22 protein-coding genes are annotated in these 24122 nt (G+C 68.7%); 15 read left to right on the top strand and 7 right to left on the bottom strand.

Annotated features, from left to right (window positions below; translation table 11 throughout):
• Positions 1-272: IS30 family transposase (locus T336_RS0115295; RefSeq protein WP_026433203.1), on the top strand; the 272-nt coding region annotated here is incomplete at its 5' end.
• Positions 273-365: 93 nt separating this feature from the next.
• On the opposite strand, the gene T336_RS0115300 is transcribed toward T336_RS0115295, so the two are convergent.
• Positions 366-860: a TIR domain-containing protein gene (locus tag T336_RS0115300; protein ID WP_244883963.1), complete on the bottom strand. Its 495-nt coding sequence runs from the start codon at positions 858-860 to the stop codon at positions 366-368.
• Positions 861-1118: 258 nt separating this feature from the next.
• Here T336_RS0115300 and T336_RS0115305 point away from each other — a divergent pair, with 258 nt between their 5' ends.
• Together T336_RS0115305 and T336_RS0115310 are read left to right on the top strand one after the other, a co-directional pair.
• Positions 1119-2663 (top strand): hypothetical protein, encoded by a 1545-nt coding sequence (locus T336_RS0115305; RefSeq protein ID WP_209435972.1) that lies wholly within the window; start codon positions 1119-1121, stop codon positions 2661-2663.
• Between the two features lie 31 nt (positions 2664-2694).
• Entirely contained in the window at positions 2695-3426 is a 732-nt protein-coding gene (locus tag T336_RS0115310; protein ID WP_026433206.1) for a hypothetical protein, read from the top strand.
• A 374-nt stretch (positions 3427-3800) separates the two neighbouring features.
• Here T336_RS0115310 and T336_RS0115315 read toward each other — a convergent pair whose 3' ends face one another.
• On the bottom strand, positions 3801-4511 hold the full coding sequence (locus T336_RS0115315; protein ID WP_026433207.1) for an SDR family oxidoreductase: 711 nt from the start codon (positions 4509-4511) through the stop codon (positions 3801-3803).
• Positions 4512-4645: 134 nt separating this feature from the next.
• Here T336_RS0115315 and T336_RS0115320 point away from each other — a divergent pair, with 134 nt between their 5' ends.
• On the top strand, positions 4646-5524 hold the full coding sequence (locus T336_RS0115320) for a LysR substrate-binding domain-containing protein (protein WP_026433208.1): 879 nt from the start codon (positions 4646-4648) through the stop codon (positions 5522-5524).
• Between the two features lie 58 nt (positions 5525-5582).
• On the opposite strand, the gene T336_RS0115325 is transcribed toward T336_RS0115320, so the two are convergent.
• Positions 5583-7799 carry a rhodanese-like domain-containing protein gene (locus tag T336_RS0115325; protein ID WP_026433209.1) on the bottom strand — a complete coding sequence of 739 codons (2217 nt, stop codon included), beginning with the start codon at positions 7797-7799 and terminating at the stop codon, positions 5583-5585.
• A gap of 235 nt (positions 7800-8034) precedes the next feature.
• Here T336_RS0115325 and T336_RS0115330 point away from each other — a divergent pair, with 235 nt between their 5' ends.
• Together T336_RS0115330 and T336_RS0115335 are read left to right on the top strand one after the other, a co-directional pair.
• Entirely contained in the window at positions 8035-9051 is a 1017-nt protein-coding gene (locus tag T336_RS0115330; RefSeq protein ID WP_026433210.1) for a tripartite tricarboxylate transporter substrate binding protein, read from the top strand.
• 70 nt (positions 9052-9121) lie between these two features.
• Positions 9122-9448, top strand: coding sequence for a DUF2322 family protein (locus tag T336_RS0115335; RefSeq protein WP_026433211.1), 327 nt, complete (start codon positions 9122-9124; stop codon positions 9446-9448).
• Between the two features lie 75 nt (positions 9449-9523).
• On the opposite strand, the gene T336_RS0115340 is transcribed toward T336_RS0115335, so the two are convergent.
• Positions 9524-10039 (bottom strand): hypothetical protein, encoded by a 516-nt coding sequence (locus tag T336_RS0115340; protein WP_244883964.1) that lies wholly within the window; start codon positions 10037-10039, stop codon positions 9524-9526.
• Complete coding sequence (locus tag T336_RS27400; RefSeq protein ID WP_244883965.1) at positions 10036-10869, bottom strand: hypothetical protein; 834 nt, start codon at positions 10867-10869, stop codon at positions 10036-10038. The genes T336_RS0115340 and T336_RS27400 overlap by 4 nt, the downstream gene beginning before the upstream one ends.
• Before the next feature lie 265 nt (positions 10870-11134).
• Between T336_RS27400 and T336_RS0115345 the strand changes: the two genes are divergently transcribed.
• Complete coding sequence (locus T336_RS0115345) at positions 11135-12103, top strand: alpha/beta hydrolase (RefSeq protein ID WP_026433213.1); 969 nt, start codon at positions 11135-11137, stop codon at positions 12101-12103.
• 34 nt (positions 12104-12137) lie between these two features.
• Entirely contained in the window at positions 12138-12611 is a 474-nt protein-coding gene (locus tag T336_RS0115350; protein WP_026433214.1) for an SRPBCC family protein, read from the top strand.
• A 1-nt stretch (position 12612) separates the two neighbouring features.
• Here T336_RS0115350 and T336_RS0115355 read toward each other — a convergent pair whose 3' ends face one another.
• Complete coding sequence (locus T336_RS0115355) at positions 12613-13896, bottom strand: phospholipase D-like domain-containing protein (protein WP_026433215.1); 1284 nt, start codon at positions 13894-13896, stop codon at positions 12613-12615.
• A 207-nt stretch (positions 13897-14103) separates the two neighbouring features.
• Between T336_RS0115355 and T336_RS0115360 the strand changes: the two genes are divergently transcribed.
• The 3 genes from T336_RS0115360 (at position 14104) to T336_RS25235 (ending at position 16874) form a co-directional block, all read left to right on the top strand.
• Complete coding sequence (locus tag T336_RS0115360) at positions 14104-14970, top strand: M23 family metallopeptidase (protein WP_026433216.1); 867 nt, start codon at positions 14104-14106, stop codon at positions 14968-14970.
• Between the two features lie 29 nt (positions 14971-14999).
• The gene (locus T336_RS0115365; protein WP_404821591.1) at positions 15000-15662 is read left to right on the top strand and encodes a pseudouridine synthase; all 663 of its coding nucleotides are present in this window, start codon (positions 15000-15002) and stop codon (positions 15660-15662) included.
• A gap of 138 nt (positions 15663-15800) precedes the next feature.
• Positions 15801-16874 carry a tetratricopeptide repeat protein gene (locus T336_RS25235; RefSeq protein ID WP_156957872.1) on the top strand — a complete coding sequence of 358 codons (1074 nt, stop codon included), beginning with the start codon at positions 15801-15803 and terminating at the stop codon, positions 16872-16874.
• A 22-nt stretch (positions 16875-16896) separates the two neighbouring features.
• On the opposite strand, the gene T336_RS0115375 is transcribed toward T336_RS25235, so the two are convergent.
• Positions 16897-17562, bottom strand: coding sequence for a hypothetical protein (locus T336_RS0115375; protein ID WP_026433218.1), 666 nt, complete (start codon positions 17560-17562; stop codon positions 16897-16899).
• A gap of 119 nt (positions 17563-17681) precedes the next feature.
• Between T336_RS0115375 and T336_RS0115380 the strand changes: the two genes are divergently transcribed.
• The 4 genes from T336_RS0115380 (at position 17682) to T336_RS0115395 (ending at position 24076) form a co-directional block, all read left to right on the top strand.
• Complete coding sequence (locus T336_RS0115380; RefSeq protein ID WP_051647238.1) at positions 17682-19007, top strand: MFS transporter; 1326 nt, start codon at positions 17682-17684, stop codon at positions 19005-19007.
• Positions 19008-19137: 130 nt separating this feature from the next.
• Positions 19138-20748, top strand: coding sequence for a methyl-accepting chemotaxis protein (locus T336_RS0115385; protein WP_026433220.1), 1611 nt, complete (start codon positions 19138-19140; stop codon positions 20746-20748).
• Positions 20749-20849: 101 nt separating this feature from the next.
• Entirely contained in the window at positions 20850-22220 is a 1371-nt protein-coding gene (locus T336_RS0115390) for an ABC transporter substrate-binding protein (protein WP_026433221.1), read from the top strand.
• Positions 22221-22426: 206 nt separating this feature from the next.
• Complete coding sequence (locus tag T336_RS0115395) at positions 22427-24076, top strand: DUF1800 domain-containing protein (protein WP_026433222.1); 1650 nt, start codon at positions 22427-22429, stop codon at positions 24074-24076.
• Positions 24077-24122 lie beyond the last annotated feature (46 nt).

Below are 24122 nucleotides of genomic sequence, written 5' to 3' on the forward strand. Positions count from 1 at the left end.
GCGAACTCGCCCAAGCCACGGGCGTGCGCGTGTACTTCTGCGATCCGCACAGCCCATGGCAGCGCGGCAGCTGCGAGAACACCAACGGGTTGCTGCGCCAGTTCCTGCCCAAGGGTACCGACCTGGGCGTTCACGATCAGGCTGCGCTCGATTCGATTGCTGACCTCATGAACAACCGCCCTCGCGAGACCTTGGGATGGCGCTCTCCCTATCAAGCGTTCCAGCAGTTCATGCAGGCCATTGCGCAGCGGCAGGACGCTACCATTCACTGAAACAGAAACTCCCTCTCAATCGAGGTGTTGCACTTCAGGTTTGAGACCGCCCCGGAATTTCGTTCCACAGAACATCAAGATCGACCTGAGGCATCACCGTCCACCATGGATCAAGGTCTTAAGGTTCTCCCAAGTCCAGTTGTACATCTTCTCGTTCTCTGCACTCTTTGGGCGTGTGCAGTCCACATCCCTGTATCCTTTTAGCAGGAATAGCGGCTTGCCTAGCTGCTTAGCAATCGCATACTCGATCGAGACACCGTTGGCGGTGTGAGTCCTGGTGCCGCACAGCACGCAGACCACGTCGGCCCGACTGATCCTTCCCCTAACCTTGTCCTGCCAGTCGCCCGTCAGGTGCTCCTTGATCGACGCATCCGCCACGTCGAACGGCGTGTCAGCGTGCTTCGACTGCCCGATCAGAAATGTCTTGAGGATCTCGTCGTTGTCGAAGTCAAAGCTGACGAACAAGCGCTTCCTAGTCGGCATCAAAGTCTCCTCCAAGTGGGCAGTCATTTTAGTTGTCGCAACTTCAGGCGCGATCATCAACCCTGGCGCTCCGCCCGGGAAAACCAGCAGTTCGGTGGAGGTCAAGGCGCGCCGCGTGCCCCGACCATGGGATATGCCATCGCCATTGGATTTGGGCTGACGCTTTCGTCCATCACACCGTCGGGGGCTTCTCCGCGGCCAGCCAGGCCGGTCCCGACGGTAGCGCTTCCGCCGCTGCAGGCACCACGTCTGTTGGATCAGGTGCGGCAACGAATCCGCTTCTTGCACTACAGCCACAGCACCGAGCCACCGGCGGTGGCCCGCGAACCGATCACAATACGGTCGCGGAGCCAGCGCCTGTTAATGCACTACTACTTCAGCCACAGCTATCGAGACGTCGCCATCAACACCTACTTCCTTGATCAATTGGTGAGGGATGAGGTTGCGCTGCGTGCCGACCAAAAGAGCAATGTGTGGTGTGTGCCCAAGCTCGAACGCTACATGTTCGAGACGGCGGGCTTCATTTCGGTCATTCCACGCCGCGCCAGTCAAGCAGAAGCTGCGGGTTTCTCGCCTTACATTGCCGAGGAGCTCGACTTGGCGAGGCGAGCCCGCGTCCCTAGGCTGTTATTCGTGGATCGCGTAGTGCTGGAACGTCACATCACTCGGTTTCCAAGTGATGCCGTACCCTTTGATGGAGCAGCGCCTGAACAGGATAACAAGCTGCATGTGGAGGCCATCCGTCGCTTCATGCGGGACGCCCAGGATGCTCGGCCGCCACTGCACGGCCTGCGGCGCGGCAGCGAGGCTGCGCTGTTGCTTGATGACCAGCCGGCTATGCGACATGCGGCTGGGGAAGTGGAAGAGTTGCTCAACCGTGCTGGCTACAGCGTGAAGCGGATTGACCTGGGCCGCAAACAACCCGCCATGGACAACGTCCGGGTACTGGAACGCATGTGGTCTTCAGCCTTGTGCGTGTTCCTGTTGGGGCGTAATTCGGTGCAGGCGCACCTCGCATTGGCAATGGCCCATGCGCATTGCATTCCGTCATTGCGCATGCAATATGACCCGAATGCAAAGGCCACCGAGCCCACCCTACATGGAGCCATCTCCTGGAAGAACGAGGCCGACCTGCTGGTGGCGGTTCAGCAGCAAATTGATAGTTTCAAGGGCGGCATGGTGCAGCCAGTGGAAATGGCGCGTGACAAAGGCTCGGCGGCCGTAGCCGCCCGCCAAGTTGGCACCACGCAGTGGACCGCCAAAGAGCAGCATCTATGGCAGATGACCGACGGCTCAGGCCTGATTCAGCATGTCCTGACATCGGACGGGCTTGTTCAGGACGAGGTGAACCGTGCACGCAAGGTTGACCGCGATGCCTTCTTGAAGGCTACCGGCCGTGACCGTGACTTCCGGGTCTGCCGGGCGCTTTACGATCAGTTCAAACGTCACCGTTTCGTGTACGAAATAGAGGCACGGGATGGAACGCCGTCGGGGATGCAGAAGATCCGGACACCGGCGCTGATTTACCAGAGCAGCGCTGCGACCTGCCTGGATATGGCTTGCATGTTTGCGGCGCTGCTGGAAGCGGCTGCCCTCAATCCGCTGATCGTAGTCTTGACCGTAGGCACGGCGAGTCATGCCTTAGTGGGATACCGGGCCAGTCATGAGCCAACCTGGCCAGATCGAAACCTGGGCGTTCTGCGTCAGGCGATCGACGCCGGTGATGCCGCGGTATTCGAGGCTACCGGCGTGGTGGAAGCCGATTCGGCTGTCACGGTAGAAGAGCGAGACGAGCGGCAGGACAAGCTGCTGGATTTTATGGCCGCACGCAACGTCTCGGCGCAGCTATTGAGAAGGCCAGATGTACGCCTGGTTCACCTGCTCGACGTGCGTGCGCAGCGCGGTTGAGTTTCACTACCTTTGATCTGAAGGAGGCCCTATGGGCAGCCCTGTAAAAACCTACCAAACCGAGATGTATGAGAACTTCGGGTTCTTTGCCACTTGGTTGCCCGGCGACCCGATCGAAGTGGGGGATGTGGGTGTATTTGAAGAGGGCCGATTCCGGCGTGAAGCCCGGCTCAGCGACTTCCACATCATATGCAAGGTGGACGTTGCGGACAGCGCGTCCGACGTGCAGTTCACCTCGCGCAACGGGGTGCAGCTGCGTACAAGCGCCGGTGCATCGGCGACGGCGGTAAGCGAATTGCGCATGTCCGTCCAGTTCACCGGCAACGGGGCATTCCTATTCCTCGCCAGCGGGCTGCACGTGCACCGCCTGAGCAACCGGCCGGAAGTGACGGCGGCGGTGCTGGGCCTGTATAAACACAAGCGCTGGAAGAAGGACTGGCTGATTGTCGAGGCCGTGCACACGGCAGCTAGGACCACCGTCTTGATCTCAGAAGACAAGGCGGCCAAGGTGGAATTGTCGGCAAAGTCAGAGGTGCCTGTGCCGATCGCTTCGCTGGCGACACCCGACGCCAAAGTGCAAGTGACAGCCTCTGCAGGCAAGGTCTTTCAGTCCATAGGCGCCAACAACCAGCATCCGCTGTATGCCTGCCTACGCGTGAAAGACCCCTTCTTCGGGCCTGTGGATCTGGCCCCGTTCCGCGGCCCGGACGACATGGGCCGATTTCTGGAGCGCCCCGGGATCAATGAATTGCTCGGCTCGTAGCTGAACCTGAGACGAAGGCGTCAATACAAGACTATGGACACGATCACCACGGCTAAGGTTAAAGCCGTCGAGGTTCAGCTTCAACGTTGAAGGGCAGCTTGGCAGCGCCGAATCGAGACCAGCCTAAGACCGCAACGGGCGCAGAGCGCCAACTCATCGGCTGCACAAGCAGCCAGTCGCGAAATTTGGCGACGAGATGTCGATGGTTGACCGGTTCTGGGTGTACAGCGGACCGACGCGCTTGGCAAACGTGAATGGCTGGTTTCGCGATCGGCGGTCACTCGGCGCTGAAATCTCGAAGTCAGCAACCAGCCTTAAGCCGACTACCGCTGCCTAAATTAGTTGGCTACCGACCAACCGCCCTCCACCAAACCTCACCCCGCCCGCACCACCCCTCCATCCACCCGCAGACTCTGCCCCGTGATGTAGCCCGCCCCCTCCGACGCCAGGAACGCCACCGTCGCCGCCACCTCCCCCACCCGGCCGTACCGCCCCAGCGGGACCGACGCGCGGCGCTCTTCCCACTCGGGCAGGCTGTCGATCCAGCCCGGCAGGACGTTGTTCATGCGGATGTTGTCGCGCGAAAAGCTGTCCACGAAGATGCGTGTGAACGCGGCGAGGCCCGCGCGCATGACGGACGAGGCCGGGAACAGCGCGCTGGGCTCCAGCGCCCAGGCCGATGAGATGTTGATGATCGCTCCGCCCCGGCCCTGCCGCTGCATGCGCGGCACCACGAGCCGCGTGGGCCGCACCACGTTCAGCAGGTAGGTGTCCATGCCCTGCAGCCAGTGCTCGTCGGAGAGTTCCAGCAGCGGGGCCCGGGGGCCATGGCCGGCGCTGTTGACCAGCACGTCGATGCGGCCCCACCGCTGCTCCGCGCGCTCCACCAGGATGCCGAGGTCTTCCAGCGACTGGTTCGATCCGGTCACGCCCACGCCGCCGAGTTCCTCGGCCAACGCCTCGCCCTTGCCGGACGACGAGAGGATGCCGATGTGGAAGCCGTCCGCCGCCAGCCGGCGTGCCGCAGCCGCCCCGATGCCGGATCCGCCCGCGGTGACCAGTGCCACTTTTTTTTCTACTGCCATCATCATCTCCTTCGTCATCATGGCCATCCTTGCGCACGCCAGTGGGCGCCCACCGATTGTGGAATCGTGCGGTGCTTTCAGGTCGGGAGATTGCGGCAGCCCAGCTGTTCCGATTCAGTAGAAAATCTACACCCATGACCACTCCCCTGGGCCGCATGCCCTCGCTCAATGCCCTGCGTGCCTTCGAGGTCGCGAGCCGCCATCTGAACTTCCGGCTGGCCGGGCAGGAGCTGGGCGTGACGCAGGGCGCGGTGGCGCAGCAGATCCGCGCGCTGGAGGCGGAGCTGGGCATGAAGCTGTTCGAGCGGCATCCCCGCACGCTGGCGCTGACGGCCAACGGGCAGCGCTACGTGGTCGGCGTGCGCCGCGCGTTCGACCTGATCGCTGAGGCCACGCGGGGCCTGCGGCCCGAGCCCGGGCACCTGACGGTAAGCGTGACGCCGACCTTCGCCACCAAGTGGCTCATGCCCCGGCTGGGGGCCTATACGCAGGCCCATCCGGCGACGGAGCTGCGCGTGCTGGCGACCGAGCGGATTTCGCACTTCCAGACGGAGGCGATCGACCTGGCCGTGCGGTACGGCCGGCCGCCCTTCGGCCCCGGACTGCAGGCCGACCTGCTGTTCGAGGAGTGCCTCGTGGCCGTGGGAAACCCGCAGGCGCAGGCACGGTGGGCGGGCGCGGGCCGCACCACGCTGCTGCACGACGGGCAGTCGTCCTGGGAGGAATTTTTCGATCGGTGCGCACCCGCCGGCGTCCTGCCCGCGGACACGGCGCAGGCGATCCGTTTCAACCAGACGACGCTGGCGATCGATGCGGCGCTGATGGGCCAGGGCCTGGCCCTGGTGCAGGAGCATTTCGTGGCACAGGACCTGGCCGCGGGCCGGCTGGTGCAGGCCTGCGCGGAGAAGCTCCGCACCGATGCAGGCTATTACCTCGTGTGCCCGCGCAAGCAGCGCCACCCGGAGGCGGTGGCACAGGCGAGGCGGTGGTTCCTGCAGCAGACCGGGCCATGATGCGGCGGTGACCACGCGGTGACCGCCCGGTGGCGGGCCGCGCCCCCGCGGGCGCGGGCTATGCGGCCGCAGCCACCAGGCGGATGCCCGTCTGCCCTTCCCGCTCCAGCTGCGCCACCAGGCCCAGTTCCCAGTCCAGATACTCGCGGAAGCCCGCGTCCCGCAATGACAGGTCGCGGTGCGCGTACGGGCTGTACCAGTGGTCGTCATCGCCGGTGAGCACGCCGGCATCGCCCGTTTCCACCGGCAGGCCGGCCGCGGCCCAGGCCGCGGTGCCGCCGGCGATGGCGCGCACGTCGCGCCCGGTGCGGGCGGCCAGCTCGGGCGCCACGGTGCGGGGCAGCAGGCCGTCGGGCGAGGTGAGCAGCACGGCCTGGCCGGCGGGCAGGTCGGCCACGAAGGCCGCGAGGCGGTCGGGCACGGCGAAGCGCGCGCCGGCGATGTGCTGGCGCTCGAAGGCGGTGCGCCGGTCCACGTCGAAGACGGCGGCATGGCCCTGCTCCAGCAGCGCCCGGGCCTGCTGCGGCGAGACCAGCGGCCCGGGGGTGTGCGACGCGAGCACGCGCACCGGCTCGGGGCCGGTTTCCAGCGTGGCCAGGGGCGGCGGGGCGAACACGAATACCTCGTGGCCGCCCAGCTGCGCGAGCCAGGCCCCGGTGGTGAGCGCACGCACGCCGTCCCAGTCGGCAAGCACGATGCGGGCACCGCGCGTGCCGGCGTATTCATCGGTGGCCTGCACCAGCTGGCCGCCGGGGGCCCAGCGCCAGCCCTCCAGGTGGCCGGCCTCGTATTCCTCGCGCGTGCGCACGTCGAAGCGGTAGGGCGTGCGCTCGTGGGCCTGGGCCTCCAGGCGTGCCAGGCCGGTGGCATCGATGCGCTGCACTCCGGCGCGCTGCGCCACGGCGGCCGCGCGCTCGCGGGCGGCCGCCAGAGTCGCCGGCGAGGGCTCGGGCAGCGGCGTGCTGCGGCCGTGGGCGAGCGTGCGGCCGGTGAGCAGCCAGTCCATCGTGCCGTTGCGCAGCGAGGCCACGCGGTTGGGGATGCCGGCGTCGATCAGCGTCTGCGCACCGACGATGCTGCGCGTGCGGCCCGCACAGTTCACCACCACGAAGGTCCCGGGGTCGGGCGCCAGCTCGCCGATGCGATAGACCAGTTCCGCGCCCGGCACGCTGTGCGCAAAGGGCAGGCTGAAGGCCGCGAATTCCTCGGGCGTGCGGCTGTCCACCACCACGATGTCGTCGCCGCGCGCGATGCGCTCGTGCAGCTCGCCCGCATCGATCCAGGGCGTGTGTTTCTCATGCTCGATGACTTCGCCGAAGGCCTTGCCGGGCACGTTGGTGCCGCTGAAGACCTCGTAGCCCGCGGCGGCCCAGCCATCGGTGCCGCCCGCCAGCACGGAGACGTTGCGCCAGCCCAGGCGCACCAGCTTGGCGGCGGCCTCGTGGGCCAGCGTCCCGTCGCCGTCCACCAGCACGGTGCGCGTGCCGCGGCGCGGCACCAGCCGGTCGATCAGCAGCTCCAGCCGCCACGCCGGCGCGGAGGCCGCGAACAGGATGTGGCGGTGCGCGAACACGCCGGTCTCTCGCACGTCGAGCACGGCGATCTCTTCGCCGTCGTGCAGCGCGGCCTTGAGCGCCTGCGGCGTGATGAGCGCATGGCGTATGGACTTCGGGGGGCCGAAAGTGCGGTAGGTGCCGCCCTCGCGCGTCTCGAACACCACGCGGCCGGGCATGCGGTCCAGCGCGCGGCCGTAGAAGTGCAGGTGCAGGCCGGGCTCGTCGCCCACGAGTTCGATGGTGTGCACGTCGGTGGGCGAGAGCTGCACCGAGATGCCCGGGACCACGTCCACGGTCTTCCCGGCCGCGAGCGCGTCGCGCGCCGGATCGGCCGTGGTGCTGCGTTCGTAGAACACGTTGCGTTCGTTGCCCGAGATGCCGGCGATGATGGCCCAGGTGGTGTGGTCATGCGGCGGCTGGGCCTTGCCCGGCAGGCCGGCCGAGATGTAGAGCGCATGGCGCCCGCCCGGCTCTTCGCTGAGGCGGTACACCTGGGCGGGGTTGTCCTCCGACACCGGGAAATGCGCGGCGGGGAACAGTTCGCGCTGCAGGCCGAGCTGCTCCAGGGCCGCGGCCACGGCGCGCAGCTGGTCGGGCGTGGCGGCTTCGGGGTCGGGCACCAGGCGGCGCGCGGTGGCGATGAAGGCCGCCACGGCGGCAGCGCGGCGGCTGGCGATGTCGCTGCCGGAGAAGTCGAGGGAGAGGGATGTCTGGGTCATGGGGGGCCTTTGGCAAGAGCGACCCATACGTTAGGCACCCGGTGCACCGTTCGCCAACGAAGGAAACCGGCTATCGATATGCGGCCCGCACGGCCCGCCGGGCAGGCACGCTGGCGTCATATCCATAGTCGCGAATCTTCGTTCCCCCGCGGGGGATGCAGGCCTAGGCTGAACGCAGGCTCCCGGCCCGTCCGGGCCGTTTCGTTTCCCTTGCCATTCGTCCCCAGGTCCGCACATGCTCCCCTCCCGCAAAACCGTGTTCACCGCTGCCACGGCAGCCCTCGCGCTGGCCGCCCTGGCCGCCACCGCCCTGCACGCCTCCCGTTCGCACGCGGCATCGGACGCGGCAGCCGGGTTCCCATCGAAGCCCGTGCGCATCATCGTTCCGGTGGCGCCCGGCGGCAGCGCGGACAAGCTCACACGAACGCTGGCCGACCGGCTCGGCGCACTCTGGGGCCAGAGCGTGATCGTGGAGAACGTGGCCGGTGCCAGCGGCACCATCGGCGCGGCCCGGGTGGCCAAGGCAGCACCGGACGGCTACACGCTGCTGCAGCAGGGCGAAGGGCTCACGCTCAACGGCATCCTGTTCCGGGGGCTGCCCTACGACACGGACAAGAGCTTCACGCCCATCATCAAGGCGGTGGTGAATCCGCAGATCCTGGTGGTGCATCCGGGCACCGGCATCACCAGCCTGGCCGACTACGTGGCGCGGGCCCGGGCCAGGCCCGAAAGCATCAGCCTCGGGCTGCCGGGCAACGGCGGCATCGCCCACGTGGCGCACGAAATCCTGTCGCAGCAAACCGGCGCCCGGGTGAACTACATCCCCTACCCCGGCGGCGGCCCGGCCACGGTGGACGTGCTGGCCGGCCACACGGACGCGACCCTGATCACCCTGGCCGCCGTGACCGACCACGTGCGCGCCGGCAAGCTGAGGCCCCTGGCCGTGACCACCAGCTACCGGTCCCCGGCCCTGCCCGCGGTGCCCACCGTGGCCGAAGCCGGCGGGCCGCCCGGGTTCTCGGTGGAAAGCTGGCAGGGCTACTTCGCGCCGGCCGGCACCCCGCCCGCCATCGTGGAGAAGATCAACCGCGACATCGCTACCGTGCTGCAGGCGGCGGACGTGCGCGCGCAACTGGAATCCCAGGGCTTCCAGGTGGCCGGCGGATCGCCCGGCGACCTCGCGCAGAGCCTGCGGGCGGAGCAGCCGCGTTATGCGCAGGCCATCAGGACGGCGGGGTTGGCGTTGCGCTGAGGTCGGGCACGCATCTTTCAGGGCGGAGGTACGATCCGGCGGTCGTTTTTCTTCCTCCATTTTTCTCAGCATGAATTTCTCCGAGCGCCTGAAGCAACTCCCCTCCGTGGCCCACCTTTCCGCCCTGCATCTGCTGGGGCCCGACGGCGGGACTGTCGCCACGCTGGAGAACAAGCCCGGCCAGGCCGGCTCGCTGGCCGTGTACCACGCGCTGGGCCAGTTGTACGGCGGCCGCATCACGCCTGCAGCCGCCACGCTGGGACTGGAGTGGTATGCGGAGCACACAGCGGATGCGCAGGCGCATCCCGGCAAGCATCCCAACATCGACCGGCTGGTGGAGTGGGCGAAGGGCGACGCGGCTTATGGGGTGCGGGTGGTGCCCACGGCTTCATCCTGACGAAGCGGCTCGGGCAGCTACCCTTCCCTCCCTGTGTTCCCGAGGCGAGGCCGCGCGCCCCGGCCGATGGCTTTGTCAGACGAACTTCTGTGGCATGAAAATGAATGCCGTGGCGATATTGGAGGCCAGGAGCAGCCAGACTGCGGTTGCGAGCGCGGAAAAACGCCAAGCGGAGGCACGCTGCATCAAAACCGACCCACGGAAGAAACAAGCCACCAGCGGAAACATCGCTGTGCTAGCCACCAGCCACACCAGAGCGAAGCTTCCCAACCGCGCAAACCCGGTCTGCAGGCGCATTCCTGTCAGCATGGCTCCCAGATAAAACAATATGACCCACGCGGCTGCCTCGAGCCACCACAGACGGGTCGCTCCGGCCCAGGTGGGATTTCGACGGGGCAGCAGTCGCAGGCAAATGAAACCAAGGCAAACCAAGGCGGCCAGGAAAACAGTGGCACTCGCGATGATCGACAACTCCTGCCACGCACCGATACCGAGATAGAAAAACGGCACGATCGCCAAGCCAAGCATGATGGAAGCCAAACCAAGTGCGCCCCACCGGTCGCAAGAATGTCGTTGCATCATTTCTTTCATACTGCAGGCACTTCGTAGCTTCTGGTCAATACCACCCGGGTGACCAACGGAGGGCAGGCGAATTGGTGCTGGAGTTGCCACCACGCCGTGATACCGACACTTTGAGCGAAAGAAAAACCACCATCGGATTGAGCGCCATACTCTCTCAAGTCATCATCATCCAGGCCAAAAACGTCGTACAAGACAAACTTTAGTGTAATTTGGTACCGACTTCTCTCACGATCATACCCGTAGGCAGTGGCTATCACATAGACATGCTGGACGCCGTTGATCATCAGACCGAGGCCGTTGCCATAGTCCTGGGTTGCGAAAAATTGGCTGCCGGCATTGAATGCAGGTACCCCCAAGTCCATCGGCACCTGCAAGTTCCTGATGTTCCAGTCAGCATTCTTGAGTGCCTGATGAATACGAATCCTGCCAGGAGTTTTATGGGGGGAATTGGGAGCGGACAGCGCTGCACTGCAAAAATACTCCATGTTGGCATGACTGGAGACCAACCCAGTCAAACGTGGATCTTCAAAATACTCAACGCCCTTCCGATTTTCTCTAAGAAACTCGGAGAATAGCGTTCGCGCCACCCCGGTCGTATCTGCCCTGGCAAAAATTCCCAGCAATTTTTCCATCTTGGGTTTCAGCACATCCACCGTGTCCCCCACACTCTGCCGCTGCGGCGCCGACGCTCGACAGCCATAGGTAATATCCTGTCCATATCGAGGAGCGGGAACGGAAGGCAGATGCACTCCGTCGGCAAATGGGTGAATGGGAGACAAATATCTATCCCTGGCAACCGCCACGACTATGGGTTCATTTATTTCGTTGATGAATTTCATTTGCAGTGAGTGTGCAAGAGAACTGCACGTCTTCCGCAAATATTATTCCCCACCTTTTACCCCGTTCATCACACGCAGAAGCAAGATGAAAATAAATTCACTCGATAAATTTAATTTATAAATTAACATCAAATGCAAAATTTTTAAACAAATAGCGCCATTCCAACAACCTTCGTCAAGGGGATGAAACAAATTTTTTCTCTCAAAGATCCAAAATCCATCAAAAACCGTACATAACAGTGAAGTCCTTGCATGGAAAACTCACGTGGCTCCTGTATTCACACCCTCTGCAACATGTTGGAAACGCGCCGCCCGCCTGGCCGGCCTCCTGGCCCTGGCCGCTGGTCTGAGTGCCTGCTCTGGCGTAGGCACCTTGAACGCACTCACGCCGCGCAGCGCCGCCGCGGTGGACACCGGCGTGGCCTACGGCCCCCTTCCCCGCCAGCGGCTGGATGTGTACCGCCCCTCGGTGGCCGCCCCGGCCGGCGGCTGGCCAGTCGTGGTGTTCTTCTACGGCGGCACCTGGAACAGCGGGGAACGGGGCGACTACCTGTTCCTGGGCCAGGCACTGGCGTCGCGCGGGGTGCTTGCGCTGGTGGCGGACTACCGGCTGTACCCGGAGGTGCGGTATCCGGATTTCATCGCCGACAGCGCGCTGGCGGTGGCCTATGGGCTGGAGCATGCAGCGCAGCTCGGCGGCGATCCGCGCCGGGTGTTCGCGATGGGGCACAGCGCGGGCGGGTACAACGCGGCGATGGTGGCGCTGGACCCGCGCTGGCTGGCGGCCACGGGGCATGCGCCGCGCGAGCTGGCCGGCTGGATCGGGCTGGCGGGGCCGTACGACTTCTTTCCCACGGACAACCCGGAGGCGCAGCCGGTGTTCTTCCACCCCAACTACCCGGCACGTGCGCAGCCCATCGAGTTCGCCCACCCGGCCGTGCCCGCGCAGGTGCCGCGGGCCTTCCTGGGCGCGCCGGAGAAGGACCGGCTGGTGAGCCCCCAGCGCAGCACGCTGCAGCTGGCGCAGGCGCTGCAGTCGGCCGGCGTGCCCGTGGTGCTTCAGCTCTATCCGCGCGCCAGCCACACGACGCTGGTGGGCGCTTTCGCGTGGCCGCTGCGCTGGGTGGCGCCGGTGCTGGACGATGTGGCCGGGTTCATCGCCTCGGCCCCGCCCGCGGCGCGAGCCCCCCATCCCCGGGAAGCCCCGCTTGAAGGAGCATCGGCGGGCAGCTAAGTTGGCGGCTTTCCCCCTGCGCAAGGAGAGACGCATGCCTGCTTCCACCCCCGATAGCCCTGCCGGTACCGGCACCGTGACCCTGCACCGTGTGCTGCGCGCGCCGGCCGAGCGGATCTACCGCGCCTTCCTGGAGCCGGACGCGATGGTGAAATGGCTGCCGCCGCACGGCTTCACCGGCCGGGTGCTGGAGATGGATGCCCGCGTGGGCGGACGCTACCGCATGCAGTTCACGCACTGGGGCAACGGGCAGGTGCATGCATTCGGCGGCGAGTACCTGGAGCTGGTGCCGGGCGAGCGCATCGTGCACACCGACCGCTTCGATGCGACGGGACTGCCTGGCGAGATGCGCACCACGGTCGAGTTCCGCGCCGTGTCCGTGGGTACGGAGTTACAGGTGGTGCAGGAAGGCATTCCCGCCATGATTCCCGTCGAGGCCTGCTATCTGGGGTGGCAGGAGTCGCTGCAGTTGCTGGCGCAGCTGGTGGAGCCGGAGATTCCTGGCTGATTCAGAGTTGCGACCCGAGCAGGCCGCTGAAGCGCTCGGCGATCCGCTCCCGCAGGGGCCGGTTCAGCCATTCCTGGTGCGTGACCCGGCGGGACTGGCGGATGTCCTGCTCGAAGACTTCGGTCTGGCGGCGGGCGAAGGCCTCGTCATAGACGTTGAGGTTGGCCTCGTCGTTGAGGCGGAAGGAGCGGTTGTCGAAGTTGGTGGAGCCGACCGATACGAGGCGCTGGTCCACGATCATGACCTTGCAGTGGTACATGGTGGGGCCGTAGGTGTAGATCTCCGCGCCCGCCTCCAGCAGCGGGCCCCAGGTACCGCGCGAGGCGGCCTTGACGGTTTCGGTATCGGTGTGCTCGCCCGGGGTGACGATGCGCACGCGCACGCCGCGGCGCAGTGCATCCAGCAGCAGGGTGCGGGTGAGTTCGTCGGGCACGAAATACGCCGCGGAAAGGTCGATGCTGCGCTCGGCCGCGGTGACGGCCATGTGGTACATGAGCTGCATGCTCTCGCTGCCGCTCGATGGCGAGCTGGAGAACATCTGCGCGCGCTGCGTGCCGGCGGGCGCGAGCTTCGGGAAGTAGGCATCGCCGTGCAGCACGCGGCCGGTGACCTTGAGCCAGTTGTCGAGGAAGGTGGCCTGCAGGTGCGCCACGGCCGGGCCGCGCACGAGGTAGTGGGAGTCGCGCCAGTGGTCCGGGTCCAGCCCATTGCCGGTCCACTGGGGCGCGATGCCCACGCCGCCGGTGAAACCCACCACGCCGTCCGCCACGAGCAGCTTGCGGTGCGTGCGGTTGTTGAGCCGCGCGAGGTTGTACCAGTGGGGCTTGTGGAATTTCTCGATCTCCACGCCGGCGGCGCGCATCTCGTCGAGGTAGCTGTCCTCCATCTTGGCGCTGCCCACCCAGTCGAGCAGCACGTGCACCTTGACGCCCGCGCGGGCGCGCTCGCTCAGGGCGTCGGCGAACTGCTTGCCGATGTCGCCGGACCAGTAGATGTAGGTCTCGAAGGTGATGGAGCGGCGTGCGGCACGGATGGCGGCGAGCATGGGCGGGAAGATGCGGTCGCCGTTCTGCAGGTCCATCACGTCGTTGCCGTCCACGATGGAGGGCCCCAGCAGGTTGCCCATGGCCCGCTCGAACTGGGGGCTGGAGGTGCCGTAGAGGCGCGGCAGCTGCTGGCGGACCTGCGGTTCGCCCGCGGTGAAATTGAGCGCCAGGAGCGCCGCAGCGGCGGTCGCGATGAAGGTGATCAGCGCTGTGTGCAGCGTGCGGCCGGATGTCTGCATGGCAGGGGATTGTCGAAGCCGCCGCGGGCCTGCCCTGTAGTCCGGCGCCTCCTGCCGCCTACACTGGCGGGCCTACCCGGACGGGCGCCGCGCGCGCCATCGACTGACCTCCTGCAGACCATGCCTTCGCCATCATTCCGCTTCGCCTGCCCTTCCCTGCCCTCCCCGGACACCGCCGGGCCTTCCGGCGCTATCGCCGGTCCATGGATGCCCTCGCGCCGCGCGGCGCTGGTTGCCGGCGCCGCGCTGGCAGCCGCCGTGCGGGCGGGTGCGGTGCAGGCCGGACCGGTCGCGGGCCGTGCGACGGAAGGCGTCTGGCCCCGGGCGCTGCAGGTGCCGGGCGGCGTGGCGCGCCTGTCGCTGGGCCCGGCGGCGCAGCGGCCCCAGGCGCATGCGGGCGAGGTGCCGCTGCTGGTGCTAGGCGATGCCATCGAGTGGACGGCCATCGTGGGCATCGCGCTGTCGGCGCCCACGGGCACGGCGTCGGTGCGGGTGCAGTCCGGCGGCGAGGCCCCGCGTGACATCACCTACCGCGTGGAGCCCAAGCGCTACAAGGAGCAGCGGCTGACGGTGGCGCCGCGCACGGTGGACCTGTCCGCCGAGGACAACGCGCGCTATGAGCGCGAACGGACGCACCAGCAGCAGGTGATGGCCACCTTCTCCACGCCGCTGCCGCGCGCCGCGGACCTGGCGATGCACCAGCCGGTACCCGGGCGGCGGTCCAGTTCGTTCGGGTTGCGGCGCGTGTTCAACGGGCAGGCGCGCAATCCGCACAGCGGCATGGACATCGCGGCGGCCACCGGCACGCCGGTGGTGGCGCCGCTGCCGGGCAAGGTGATCGACACGGGGGACTATTTCTTCAACGGCGGCACTGTCTGGCTCGACCATGGCGGCGGCCTGCTGACGATGTACTGCCACCTGAGTGCGATCGACGTGCAGGTGGGTGACACGCTCGCCACCGGGCAGACGTTCTGCAAGGTGGGCGCCACGGGCCGCGTGACCGGGCCGCACCTCCACTGGGGCGTGATGCTCAACCGGACCATGGTGGATCCAGCGTTGTTCCTGCCGGCATGACGCGCCGAGGACATGGCACCCCGCCGCCGATGCGGCCTGGCGGCGGCCGGCCCGGGCCCGGCAGCCCGCGGCCGGGGGCAAGGCGCGAACCGGCGGAACGGGCCGGGCCGCCGCGCCTGCTGCGCTTCCACAAGCCCTACGGCGTGCTGAGCCAGTTCACGCCCGAGGGCCGCTGGCGCGGGCTGAAGGATTTCATCGACCTGCCGGGCGTGTACGTGGCCGGCCGGCTGGATGCGGACAGCGAGGGGCTGCTGCTGCTGACCGACGACGGCGGGCTGCAGGCGCGCATCGCCGACCCGCGCTTCAAGATGGAGAAGACCTACTGGGTGCAGGTGGAGGGCGTGCCGGATGCGGCGGCCCTGCAGGCGCTGGAGCGCGGGGTGCAGCTGAACGACGGCCCGACGCTGCCGGCGCGCGCCCGGCGCCTGGATGCGCCGCCGCCCGTGGGCGAACGCGAGCCGCCGATCCGCGTGCGGCAGCACATTCCGGACACCTGGATCGAGCTGGTGATCCGCGAAGGCCGCAACCGGCAGGTGCGGCGCATGACGGCGGCGGTGGGGCATCCCACGCTGCGGCTGGTGCGCGCGGCGATCGGCCCCTTCGCGCTCGACGGACTGGCACCCGGCACCTGGGCGGAGGCGGAGATTCCGGCGGCGCTGGCGGCCCGGCGGCTGGGCACCCACCGGACTTGACGCCGGGCGGCTGGCCCACGGCAACCCGGGCGATGACCGCGCAGGCGGCTCCGCAGGAGAGACAATCGCGGCCATTCCACCGCGCACGGCCGCTGCAGCAGCACCGCCGCGGCAACGCCACCCGCAAAGGACGCACACATGGCACCAGGCCCCTCCTCGCCCGCAGACCACCGCCGCACGCCCGCGGAGCGCACCGGAACACTGCCGGCGATAGAGGAATGGTCGCTGGTGCCGATCGATGGCGCGCAGGAGGCCATGCCCCCCGCGGCGGCCCTCGCTCCCGGATCCACGCCCGGGTCAGCGGCGGGTGTTGCAGGCCCTCGCGCAGTGGCCGCCACGCCCGCACCGTCATCCGCACCTTCACGCGCTTCGTCACCGGCCGCTGCGGCAGCCGCCCCTTCGGTCGGTTCCGGCGTGCCCCGTGCGGCCGGCATGCCGTCGCGCCCATCCCGCGGCGCGCGCGACTGGCCCTGGACCTGGCTGGTGCTGGCCGGCGGCGTGGCCGTGCTCGCCGGCCTGCTCGCCTGGAAGTCGGTCCACGACCGGGCGCGGGCCGCCGAACGGGCGGCGCGGCTGGAGGCGGATGCCCGCGCCGCGCACATCGCGCAGGCGGGGCAGGCGCAGGACACGGACGCGCGCATCGACGCGATCCACGGAGCCTGGCTGCGCGGCCAGGGCGCGGCAGAGCTGCCCGCGGTACGTGCCATGGCGCAAGGGGGCAACGCCCGGGCCATGGTGCTGCTGGGCACCATGCTGTCCGAGGCGCACGGCATTCCGAAAGACCGCCCGGAGGCGGTGCGCTGGCTGGTGCAGGCGGCGGACAGTGGCTCCGCGCTCGCGGCGGTGCGGCTGGGGGCGATGTACGAGCGCGGCGGGGACGGCGAGCCGCGCCAGCTGTCGGCCGCGGAGAACTGGTACCTGCGCGCAGCGCGCCAGGGCGATGCCGCCGGGCTCTACAGCCTGGGCACGCTGTATGCACGCGGCGGCGACACCGTGGTGCAGCGGCCGATCACCGCCTGCATGCTGATGGAACTCGCGGCCCGCGCCCATGCGGCATCGGGCCGGGACGACGTGCTGCTGCCGGCGGGCCACAGCGCCCTGGGCGCGCGGGCCGCCCAGATGCGGCTGGCAGGCACCCTGGGCACGCAGGATGCGGCGGAGGCAACGCGGCGCGCCGACGCGTGGAAGCCGGGCCAGCCACTGGACCTGTGATCCGCGGGCCGGCGGGAGCGCATCACCGCCTGCGCCACCAGAGGAACAGCGCCAGGAACGTGAGGCCGAAGAACAGCGGGATCCAGGCCATGAAGGTTTCCAGCAGCGAAGAGGGCCGCATGCCGGACCAGACCTCGATGCGCACCCGGTCGATGCGCAGATTGCGGGCCGCGGCGAATTCCGCCACGGGTGCGAGCTTGCGGTCGGTCTTGAAGCTCACGGGCGGCGCGGCGCCGGCCATTTCCACCGGCTGGCCCGCGCGCAGGCCCTTGGCCACGATCTCCGGGACAACGTTCAGGCGTGCGCCGTTGTCGATGGACCAGCCCGCCATCCAGCGCGACCCGGCCTCGCCGTCGGCCAGCGCGACGCCCGAGATGCGCAGCACCACGGTGTAGGGGTTGCCGCTGGCGGGCAGGTCGATCTCCTGCCCGGTATAGGACTGCGTGTCGGCAAACGGCATGCCGCCGGGCGGCAATCCCGCAGCGGCGACCACGCCTTTCTTTTCCTGGAACCGTGCCAGCCGGGCCAGCGCATCGGGCGGCATTTCCTGGGTGGCGACCACGCGCCGGCCCCAGGCCTCTTCCTTCGCGTGTGCCGCTGGCGGCAGCATGCAGGCGGCGAGGAGCAGCAGTGCCGCGGCGAGGCCACGGGAGCCCGGGAGGACGGCAGCGATCGGGAGGGAGTGCATGGTGCGGAGCCTGTGGCGGGATCGGTGCGGCAACGCGGCCGCGGCGGGGAGTGTATCCAGGCAGAACACGGCGAGGCCCGGCGGCGGATTCCGGACGGCGGCGGGCGCGAAGGGGTAGCATGCGGGGCGTGCCTGTTCCTCCGTCGCCCCCGCCCTCCCCGCCCTCCCCGGCCCCTTCCGCCCTGGCGCCACGCGCCTCCAGCATCTACCAGCATCCCGGTTTTCTCGCGTTCATCGTGGCGCGGGTGGCCGCCATGTTCGCCACGCAGGTGCAGGCGGTGGTGGTGGCCTGGCAGGTGTACGACCTGACCCGCGAACCCATGGCGCTGGCCTGCGTGGGGCTGGCGCAGTTCCTGCCCATGCTGGCGCTGCTGCTGCCCGCGGGCGACCTGATCGATCGCGTGCAGCGCAAGCGCATCCTGTGCGCCAGCTGGGCCGTGGGGGCCGTATGCAGCGCCGCGCTGTGGTGGCTCGCCGGGCATGGCGCGGCGGGGGTGGCGGGTATCTATGCGGTGCTGGTGCTGTTCGGCGCCTCGCGCGCGTTCTCGGCCCCTGCGCTGCAGAGCCTGCTGCCGCAGGTGGTGCCGCGGGAGCGGCTGGCCTCGGCCATCGCTGCCAATTCCATGCTGATGCGCACGGCGGCCATCGCCGGCCCGTTCCTGGGCGGCCTGCTGTACGCGGCCGGCGGCGGCGAGCTGACCTATGCCGTGTGCCTGGTGGCGTTCGCCGTGGGGGCCGCGCTGATGCTGCGGGTGCCGGTGGCGCATGCGGCCCCGCCAGGGCCGGTGCTGGGCACGATGCGCGAGCGCTTCGGCGAAGGTATCCGCTTCATCCGGTCGCGGCCCATCATCCTGGGCACGATCTCGCTGGACCTGTTCGCCGTGCTGCTGGGCGGCGTGATCGCGCTGCTGCCCATCTACGCGCACGAGGTGCTGCACGTGGGACCGGAAGGCCTGGGCGCACTGCGCAGCGCCATGGCCATGGGCGAGGTGGGCATGGGCTTCTACCTGAGCCTGCGGCCGTTCAACCGCCGGGTGGGCGCGACGATGTTCATCGCGGTGGTCATCTTCGGCGTGGCCAACCTGGTGTTCGCGTTCTCGACCGTGTTCTGGCTGTCGTTCGCGGCGCTGGTGGTCGCGGGCGCGGCGGACATGGTGAGCGTGTACATCCGCGGCTCGCTGGTGCAGTTCTCCACGCCTGACGCCATGCGCGGCCGGGTGAGCGCGGTGAACATGCTGTTCATCGGCTCCTCCAACGAGCTGGGGGAATTCCGCGCCGGCACCAGCGCGGCCTGGCTGGGCACCGTGCCCGCCGCCGTGGTGGGCGGGCTGTGCACTCTCGGGGTGGTGGGGGCCTGGGCCTGGATGTTCAAGCCGCTGCGGCGGGTGGACCGCTTCGAGGAGGCATCGCCCCAGGCGGGCGCCGAGCCGGCCCAACGCCACTGATTCTCAATAACCACTTTGTGGGTGTGGTATTTTTGCCAATTCGCCGTCGCGATCTTTTGCGGAATTCGGGGCTTCTACTGAAATGCGGGACCATCGTTTTCTGATGGAATCATTTTTTCGGGAGAACCTTATGAACAAAGATGCAAAAGTGCGCACGCAGCTGACGGTGGCTTTCGGCACGATGGGGGTGCTGATCCTCTTCATGTCGCTGTTCGGCCTCACGGCGCTGGGCGATGCGACCACGCGCTTCCAGGGCTATGTGCACGGCATCGGGGCGCGCACTGCGATCACGGCCCAGTTGCGCACCGCCATCGACGAGCGCGCCATCGCCGCGCGCAACATCGTCCTGGCGACCACGCCCGCCGACGTGCAGACCGAGAAGTCGCGCGGCGAGCAGGCCCATGCCCAGGTCCAGAAATCGATGGCGGAACTCAAGCAGCTGATGGCGCAGGCCACGGACACCTCCGACAAGGCGCGCGCGCTGGTAGCGCAGATGGACCGGATCGAGCAGAGCTATGCGCCCATCGCGCTCGGGATCATCGACCTGGCGGCGCGCGGCGAGCGCGAAGCCGCCATCACCAAGCTGAACCGCGAATGCCGGCCGCTGCTCGACCAGTTCGCGGCGGTCACCTCCGAGTACGCACAGCTGTCCCGGAGCAAGGCCCACGAACTGGCCGACGACGCCGAGGAGCGGCTCGGGACGGAACGGGCCGCGATGATCGCCGCCACCGTGCTGGCATTCGTCATCGCCACCGTGGCGGGCCTCGTCATCACGCGCCGGCTGACCGGCGCACTGGGCGGAGAGCCCGCGGAGCTGCGGCAGATCGCCGAGCAGGTGGCCAGCGGCGACCTTTCCCCCATGCAGCGCCAGGGCGCGGTCGTGCCCGGGAGCGTGCTGGCCTCGCTGGCGAGCATGCATTCGACGCTGGCGCACATCGTGACCGACGTGCGGCTCGCCTCGGATTCGATCACCACGGGATCCGGCGAGATCGCCTCCGGCAACGCGGACCTGAGCCGGCGCACGGAGCTGCAGGCCAGCGCCCTGCAGGAGACGGCATCGGCGATGGAGGAGCTGAGCGCGACGGTCCGCCACAACGCGGACAACGCCCGCGCCGCGAGCCAGCTGGCGACCGGCGCCACCGACGTGGCGAACCGCGGCGGCCAGATCGTCGAGCAGGTGGTGGACACCATGCAGGAGATCAGCGCCAGTTCCCGCCAGATCACGGACATCACCGGAGTGATCGACAGCATCGCCTTCCAGACCAACATCCTGGCGCTGAACGCGGCCGTGGAGGCGGCGCGCGCGGGCGAGCAAGGGCGCGGATTCGCCGTGGTCGCCGCCGAGGTCCGCACGCTGGCGCAGCGCAGCGCGCAGGCGGCCAAGGAGATCCGGGCGCTGATCCTGGGCAGCGTGGAGAAAGTGGACCGGGGGGCCAGCCTGGTCTCCCAGGCGGGTACCACCATGTCCGAGATCGTGACGGAGATCCGCCGCGTGAGCGAGATCGTGGGCGAGATCAGCGTGGCAAGCGCCGAGCAGAGCGACGGCGTTCAGCAGGTGGGCCAGGCCGTGGCGCAGATGGACCAGGCCACGCAGCAGAATGCAGCGCTGGTGGAGGAAGGCGCGGCGGCGGCGGCCAGCCTGCGCGACCAGGCCCGGCGCCTGGACCAATCGGTGTCGGTCTTCCGGGTGCCGGGTCTCGCCGGCAGCGCGGCGTCCACGCACCGGCTGGCGATGTCCTGACCGGGCGCGGGACACGGCCAGCGCCGGCGCCCCGGGGCATGGACCGGTGGACCGGGCACTAGAATCCGCGCCACCCTTCCAACCCCGACGCGCTTTTGTCCATGCACTCCGCCACGGCCCGCGGCTCAGCCGCCTTTTCCCGCTCCCGCCGCAGGACGGCCCGGGCCACCGGGTGGATGGCCGGGTTGCTGCTGGCGGCCTGGACCGCCGCGGCCACGGGCGCACCGCCCATCAAGGCACGTGAACCGGGCCGGCCCGCACCGCGGGCAGCCGAGCCATCGGCACTCCATATCTGGCACTGCTGGGCCTCGCCCGGCGAGCACCAGCGCAGCGAAGTGCTGGCGCGGCATCTGGCGCGGCACGGCCTGCACTGGACGATCGAGGAGCCGGTCTGCGGCAACGGCAACAGCGCGCTGTCGGTGTTCACCCAGCGTTTCCAGCACCGCCTGCCGCGCCCCGCCGCGGTGATGACGGCAGGCGAAGGTGCGCCGCCGCTGGCTGCCAAGGGCCTGCTGCTGCCTCTGGACGCCATCGCGCGCGAGCAGGACTGGGAAGAGGTCGTGCCGCACGCACTGCAGGAATGGGCGCGCTTTCGCGGCCACTGGATCGCCGCGCCGCTGTTCGTGCATTCCACCAACCTGCTGTGGTTCAACAAGCCGCTGCTCGACCGCCTGGGCGGTACCGTGCCCGATACCTGGGACGAACTGCTGGCGCTGCTCGCCCGCGCGCAGGAAGCGGGCATCGTGCCGGTGGGGATCGGCGCCGATGCGTGGGAATACTCGTTCTGGTTCGAGTCCGTGGCGGCCGGCGCGGGCGGCGCGGAGTTCTACCGCCGGTTCTTCCTGGAGCACGACCGGCGCGCCTACGACGAGGCCGTGGTGATGCGCATCTTCGCGCGCATGGCGCAACTGCGGCCCTACCTGCGCGCGAACGCGGCCTCCCGCGACTGGAGCAGCGCCAGCGGCCTGGTCGAACAGGGCAAGGCGCTGCTGCAGATGCAGGGCAGCTGGCTCAACGGCGAACTGCGCCAGCGCGGGATGGAGGCCGGGCAGGACTACCTGTGCCCGCGCTTCCCGGACACGCAGGGCATGGTGCTCTATATCGGCGACCAGATCGGCTTCGTGCGCGGCGCGCAGGTGGACCCGGCCGCGCAGCGGGCCTTCATGCGCATGGCGATGGACCCGGACTTCCAGCGCGAGATGGGCATCGCCAGCGGCGCGGCGCCCGCGCGCGTGGACGTGCCCGACACCGGCGCGGACGCGTGCGGCCGCCAGGCCATCCGGGACCTGCGCAGCGCCAACATGCGGCGCACCGTGCTCGCCTCTTTCTCGGCGCTGTCCCCGCGCTCGGTGCAGCAGCACATCAACGACATCGTCATGCAGCACCTGCAGGGCCGCATCGACGACGCGCGCGCCACGCAGCGGCTCAAGGACCTGATCCTGGGCACCGGACCGGTCGGACCCGAGCGCTGACGGCGCCGGCGCGGCCGCCGGCCGCTTGCTATCTAAAAAATAGCAAACAATCCATTGCAGAAAATGGATTTCACGCTTTTCTCCTGATGAGATGCAGGGCACGCGGCGATACATCTGTGTCCGCCGGGTAAAACCTCGCCAGCCCCCTTGCGGGCCCCTGCGCGGCGGCGCACCATGCGCGCCACAGCCACTCTTCCTCCAACACCATGCTGTCCTTCGTGAACGCCGCTGCTGCCCGTGCCGCGTCCCTGCGCGGCCCCGAAGATCCGGAACCCGGGCTCCCCACCATCGGGCGCCGCCAATGGCTCGCCACCGCCGCCGTGGGGCTGTGCGGTGCCGCCGGGCTCACGCTGGCCGCGCCGCCCGGTGCCTTCGCCGCCGAAAGCGACCGCGATGCGCCCCGCTCCCCCGCGGAGGGCGCGCGCCTGCTGGACCGGCTCACCTGGGGCGCCAATGCCGCGGCGCTGGAGGGCCTGCAGCGCGTCGGCCCCGCGGCCACGGTGGCGGCACTGCTGCGCCCGGCGCCGAACGCCCCGCTGCCGCCCGAGGCGCAGGCGCAGATCGACGCCATGGCCATCACCCGCACGCCGATGGAAACACTGGCCATCGACATGCAGGCCCGCCAGCAGGCGATCAAGAACGAATCCACCGAAGACGCCCGCAAGGCCGCCCAGGACACCTACCAGCGCGACATGCGGGCGCTGCAGCGCGAGGCCGAGCGGCGCTTCGTGCTGCGGGCCGTGTACTCCCCGGCGCAGCTGCAGGAGAAGATGACCTGGTTCTGGATGAACCATTTCAACGTGTTTGCCGGCAAGGCGGACATCCGCGCCATGGTGGGCGACTACGAAGACCGCGCCATCCGCCCGCATGCACTGGGGCGCTTCCGCGACCTGCTGGGCGCCACGGTGCGGCATCCGGCCATGCTGCGCTACCTGGACAACGCGCAGAACGCCGCGCGCCGCATCAACGAGAACTATGCACGCGAGCTGATGGAGCTGCACACGCTGGGCGTGGACGGCGGCTACAGCCAGCACGACGTGCAGGAGATGGCACGCGTGCTCACCGGCCATGGCGTGTCGCTGCGCCCGCTGGACGAGCCGCCGCCGAAGCTCAAGCCCGAATGGGCGCGCCAGTACGTGCGCCGCGGCCTGTACGAGTTCCATCCGCAGCGCCATGACTGGGATCCGAAGGAGCTGCTCGGCCAGCCGCTGCAGGGCCAGGGCATGGCCGAGCTGGACGAGGCGCTGGACCGGCTCGCCCGCGCACCGGCCACCGCGCGCTTCGTGACCCGCAAGATGGCCGCCTACCTGGTGGGCGACACACCGCCGCCCGCGCTGCTGCAGGCGATGGCCGAGCGCTTCCAGCAGACCGACGGCCACATCGGCGCGGTGCTGCAGACGCTGTTCATGAGCGAGGCGTTCCAGTCCTCGCTCGGCACCCGGCTGCGCGACCCCGTGCAGTACGTGATGGCCGGCCTGCGCCTGGGCTACTCCGACCGCGTGCTGGCCAACCCCGATCCGGCGCTCTCGTGGCTGCAGCGCCTGGCCGAGCCGCTCTACGGCCGCGTCACGCCGGACGGCTATCCGCTGGACGCCGCTGCCTGGACCAGTTCCGGCCAGATGGCCGTGCGCTTCGAGATCGCGCGGGCGCTGGGCGGGGCCGGCACCGGCGCGCTCTACCGCCCGGAAGGGGCACCGCCGCCGAAGGTGCAGCCCCCCGCGATCGCGCAGAACGCCGCCTTCCGGGCCATGGAGCCGCAGCTGGCACCGGCCACGCGCGTGGCGCTGGCGCGTGCCGGCTCGCCCACGGAATGGAACACTTTCTTGCTGTCCGCCCCCGAATTCATGTACGCCTGACGGCCGCCCCGGGCGTTGCGAATGCAACCGCCCACAGCGGCCCGAT

The sequence above is a fragment of the Paracidovorax oryzae ATCC 19882 genome, from assembly GCF_000687165.1.
Lineage (GTDB): Bacteria > Pseudomonadota > Gammaproteobacteria > Burkholderiales > Burkholderiaceae_C > Paracidovorax > Paracidovorax oryzae.

What these genes read in the sequence shown, in the direction of transcription:
- T336_RS0115320 (WP_026433208.1), top strand. Translation starts at nt 4,646, where the DNA reads ATGACCACTCCCCTGGGCCGCATGCCCTCGCTCAATGCCCTGCGTGCC.
- T336_RS0115305 (WP_209435972.1), top strand. Translation starts at nt 1,119, where the DNA reads ATGCACTACTACTTCAGCCACAGCTATCGAGACGTCGCCATCAACACC.
- T336_RS0115385 (WP_026433220.1), top strand. Translation starts at nt 19,138, where the DNA reads ATGAACAAAGATGCAAAAGTGCGCACGCAGCTGACGGTGGCTTTCGGC.
- T336_RS0115355 (WP_026433215.1), bottom strand. Translation starts at nt 13,896, where the DNA reads ATGCAGACATCCGGCCGCACGCTGCACACAGCGCTGATCACCTTCATC.
- T336_RS0115335 (WP_026433211.1), top strand. Translation starts at nt 9,122, where the DNA reads ATGAATTTCTCCGAGCGCCTGAAGCAACTCCCCTCCGTGGCCCACCTT.
- T336_RS0115375 (WP_026433218.1), bottom strand. Translation starts at nt 17,562, where the DNA reads ATGCACTCCCTCCCGATCGCTGCCGTCCTCCCGGGCTCCCGTGGCCTC.
- T336_RS0115325 (WP_026433209.1), bottom strand. Translation starts at nt 7,799, where the DNA reads ATGACCCAGACATCCCTCTCCCTCGACTTCTCCGGCAGCGACATCGCC.
- T336_RS0115390 (WP_026433221.1), top strand. Translation starts at nt 20,850, where the DNA reads ATGCACTCCGCCACGGCCCGCGGCTCAGCCGCCTTTTCCCGCTCCCGC.
- T336_RS0115340 (WP_244883964.1), bottom strand. Translation starts at nt 10,039, where the DNA reads ATGAAAGAAATGATGCAACGACATTCTTGCGACCGGTGGGGCGCACTT.
- T336_RS0115315 (WP_026433207.1), bottom strand. Translation starts at nt 4,511, where the DNA reads ATGGCAGTAGAAAAAAAAGTGGCACTGGTCACCGCGGGCGGATCCGGC.
- T336_RS0115330 (WP_026433210.1), top strand. Translation starts at nt 8,035, where the DNA reads ATGCTCCCCTCCCGCAAAACCGTGTTCACCGCTGCCACGGCAGCCCTC.
- T336_RS25235 (WP_156957872.1), top strand. Translation starts at nt 15,801, where the DNA reads ATGGCACCAGGCCCCTCCTCGCCCGCAGACCACCGCCGCACGCCCGCG.
- T336_RS0115360 (WP_026433216.1), top strand. Translation starts at nt 14,104, where the DNA reads ATGCCCTCGCGCCGCGCGGCGCTGGTTGCCGGCGCCGCGCTGGCAGCC.
- T336_RS0115365 (WP_404821591.1), top strand. Translation starts at nt 15,000, where the DNA reads ATGCGGCCTGGCGGCGGCCGGCCCGGGCCCGGCAGCCCGCGGCCGGGG.
- T336_RS0115380 (WP_051647238.1), top strand. Translation starts at nt 17,682, where the DNA reads ATGCGGGGCGTGCCTGTTCCTCCGTCGCCCCCGCCCTCCCCGCCCTCC.
- T336_RS0115350 (WP_026433214.1), top strand. Translation starts at nt 12,138, where the DNA reads ATGCCTGCTTCCACCCCCGATAGCCCTGCCGGTACCGGCACCGTGACC.
- T336_RS0115310 (WP_026433206.1), top strand. Translation starts at nt 2,695, where the DNA reads ATGGGCAGCCCTGTAAAAACCTACCAAACCGAGATGTATGAGAACTTC.
- T336_RS27400 (WP_244883965.1), bottom strand. Translation starts at nt 10,869, where the DNA reads ATGAAATTCATCAACGAAATAAATGAACCCATAGTCGTGGCGGTTGCC.
- T336_RS0115395 (WP_026433222.1), top strand. Translation starts at nt 22,427, where the DNA reads ATGCTGTCCTTCGTGAACGCCGCTGCTGCCCGTGCCGCGTCCCTGCGC.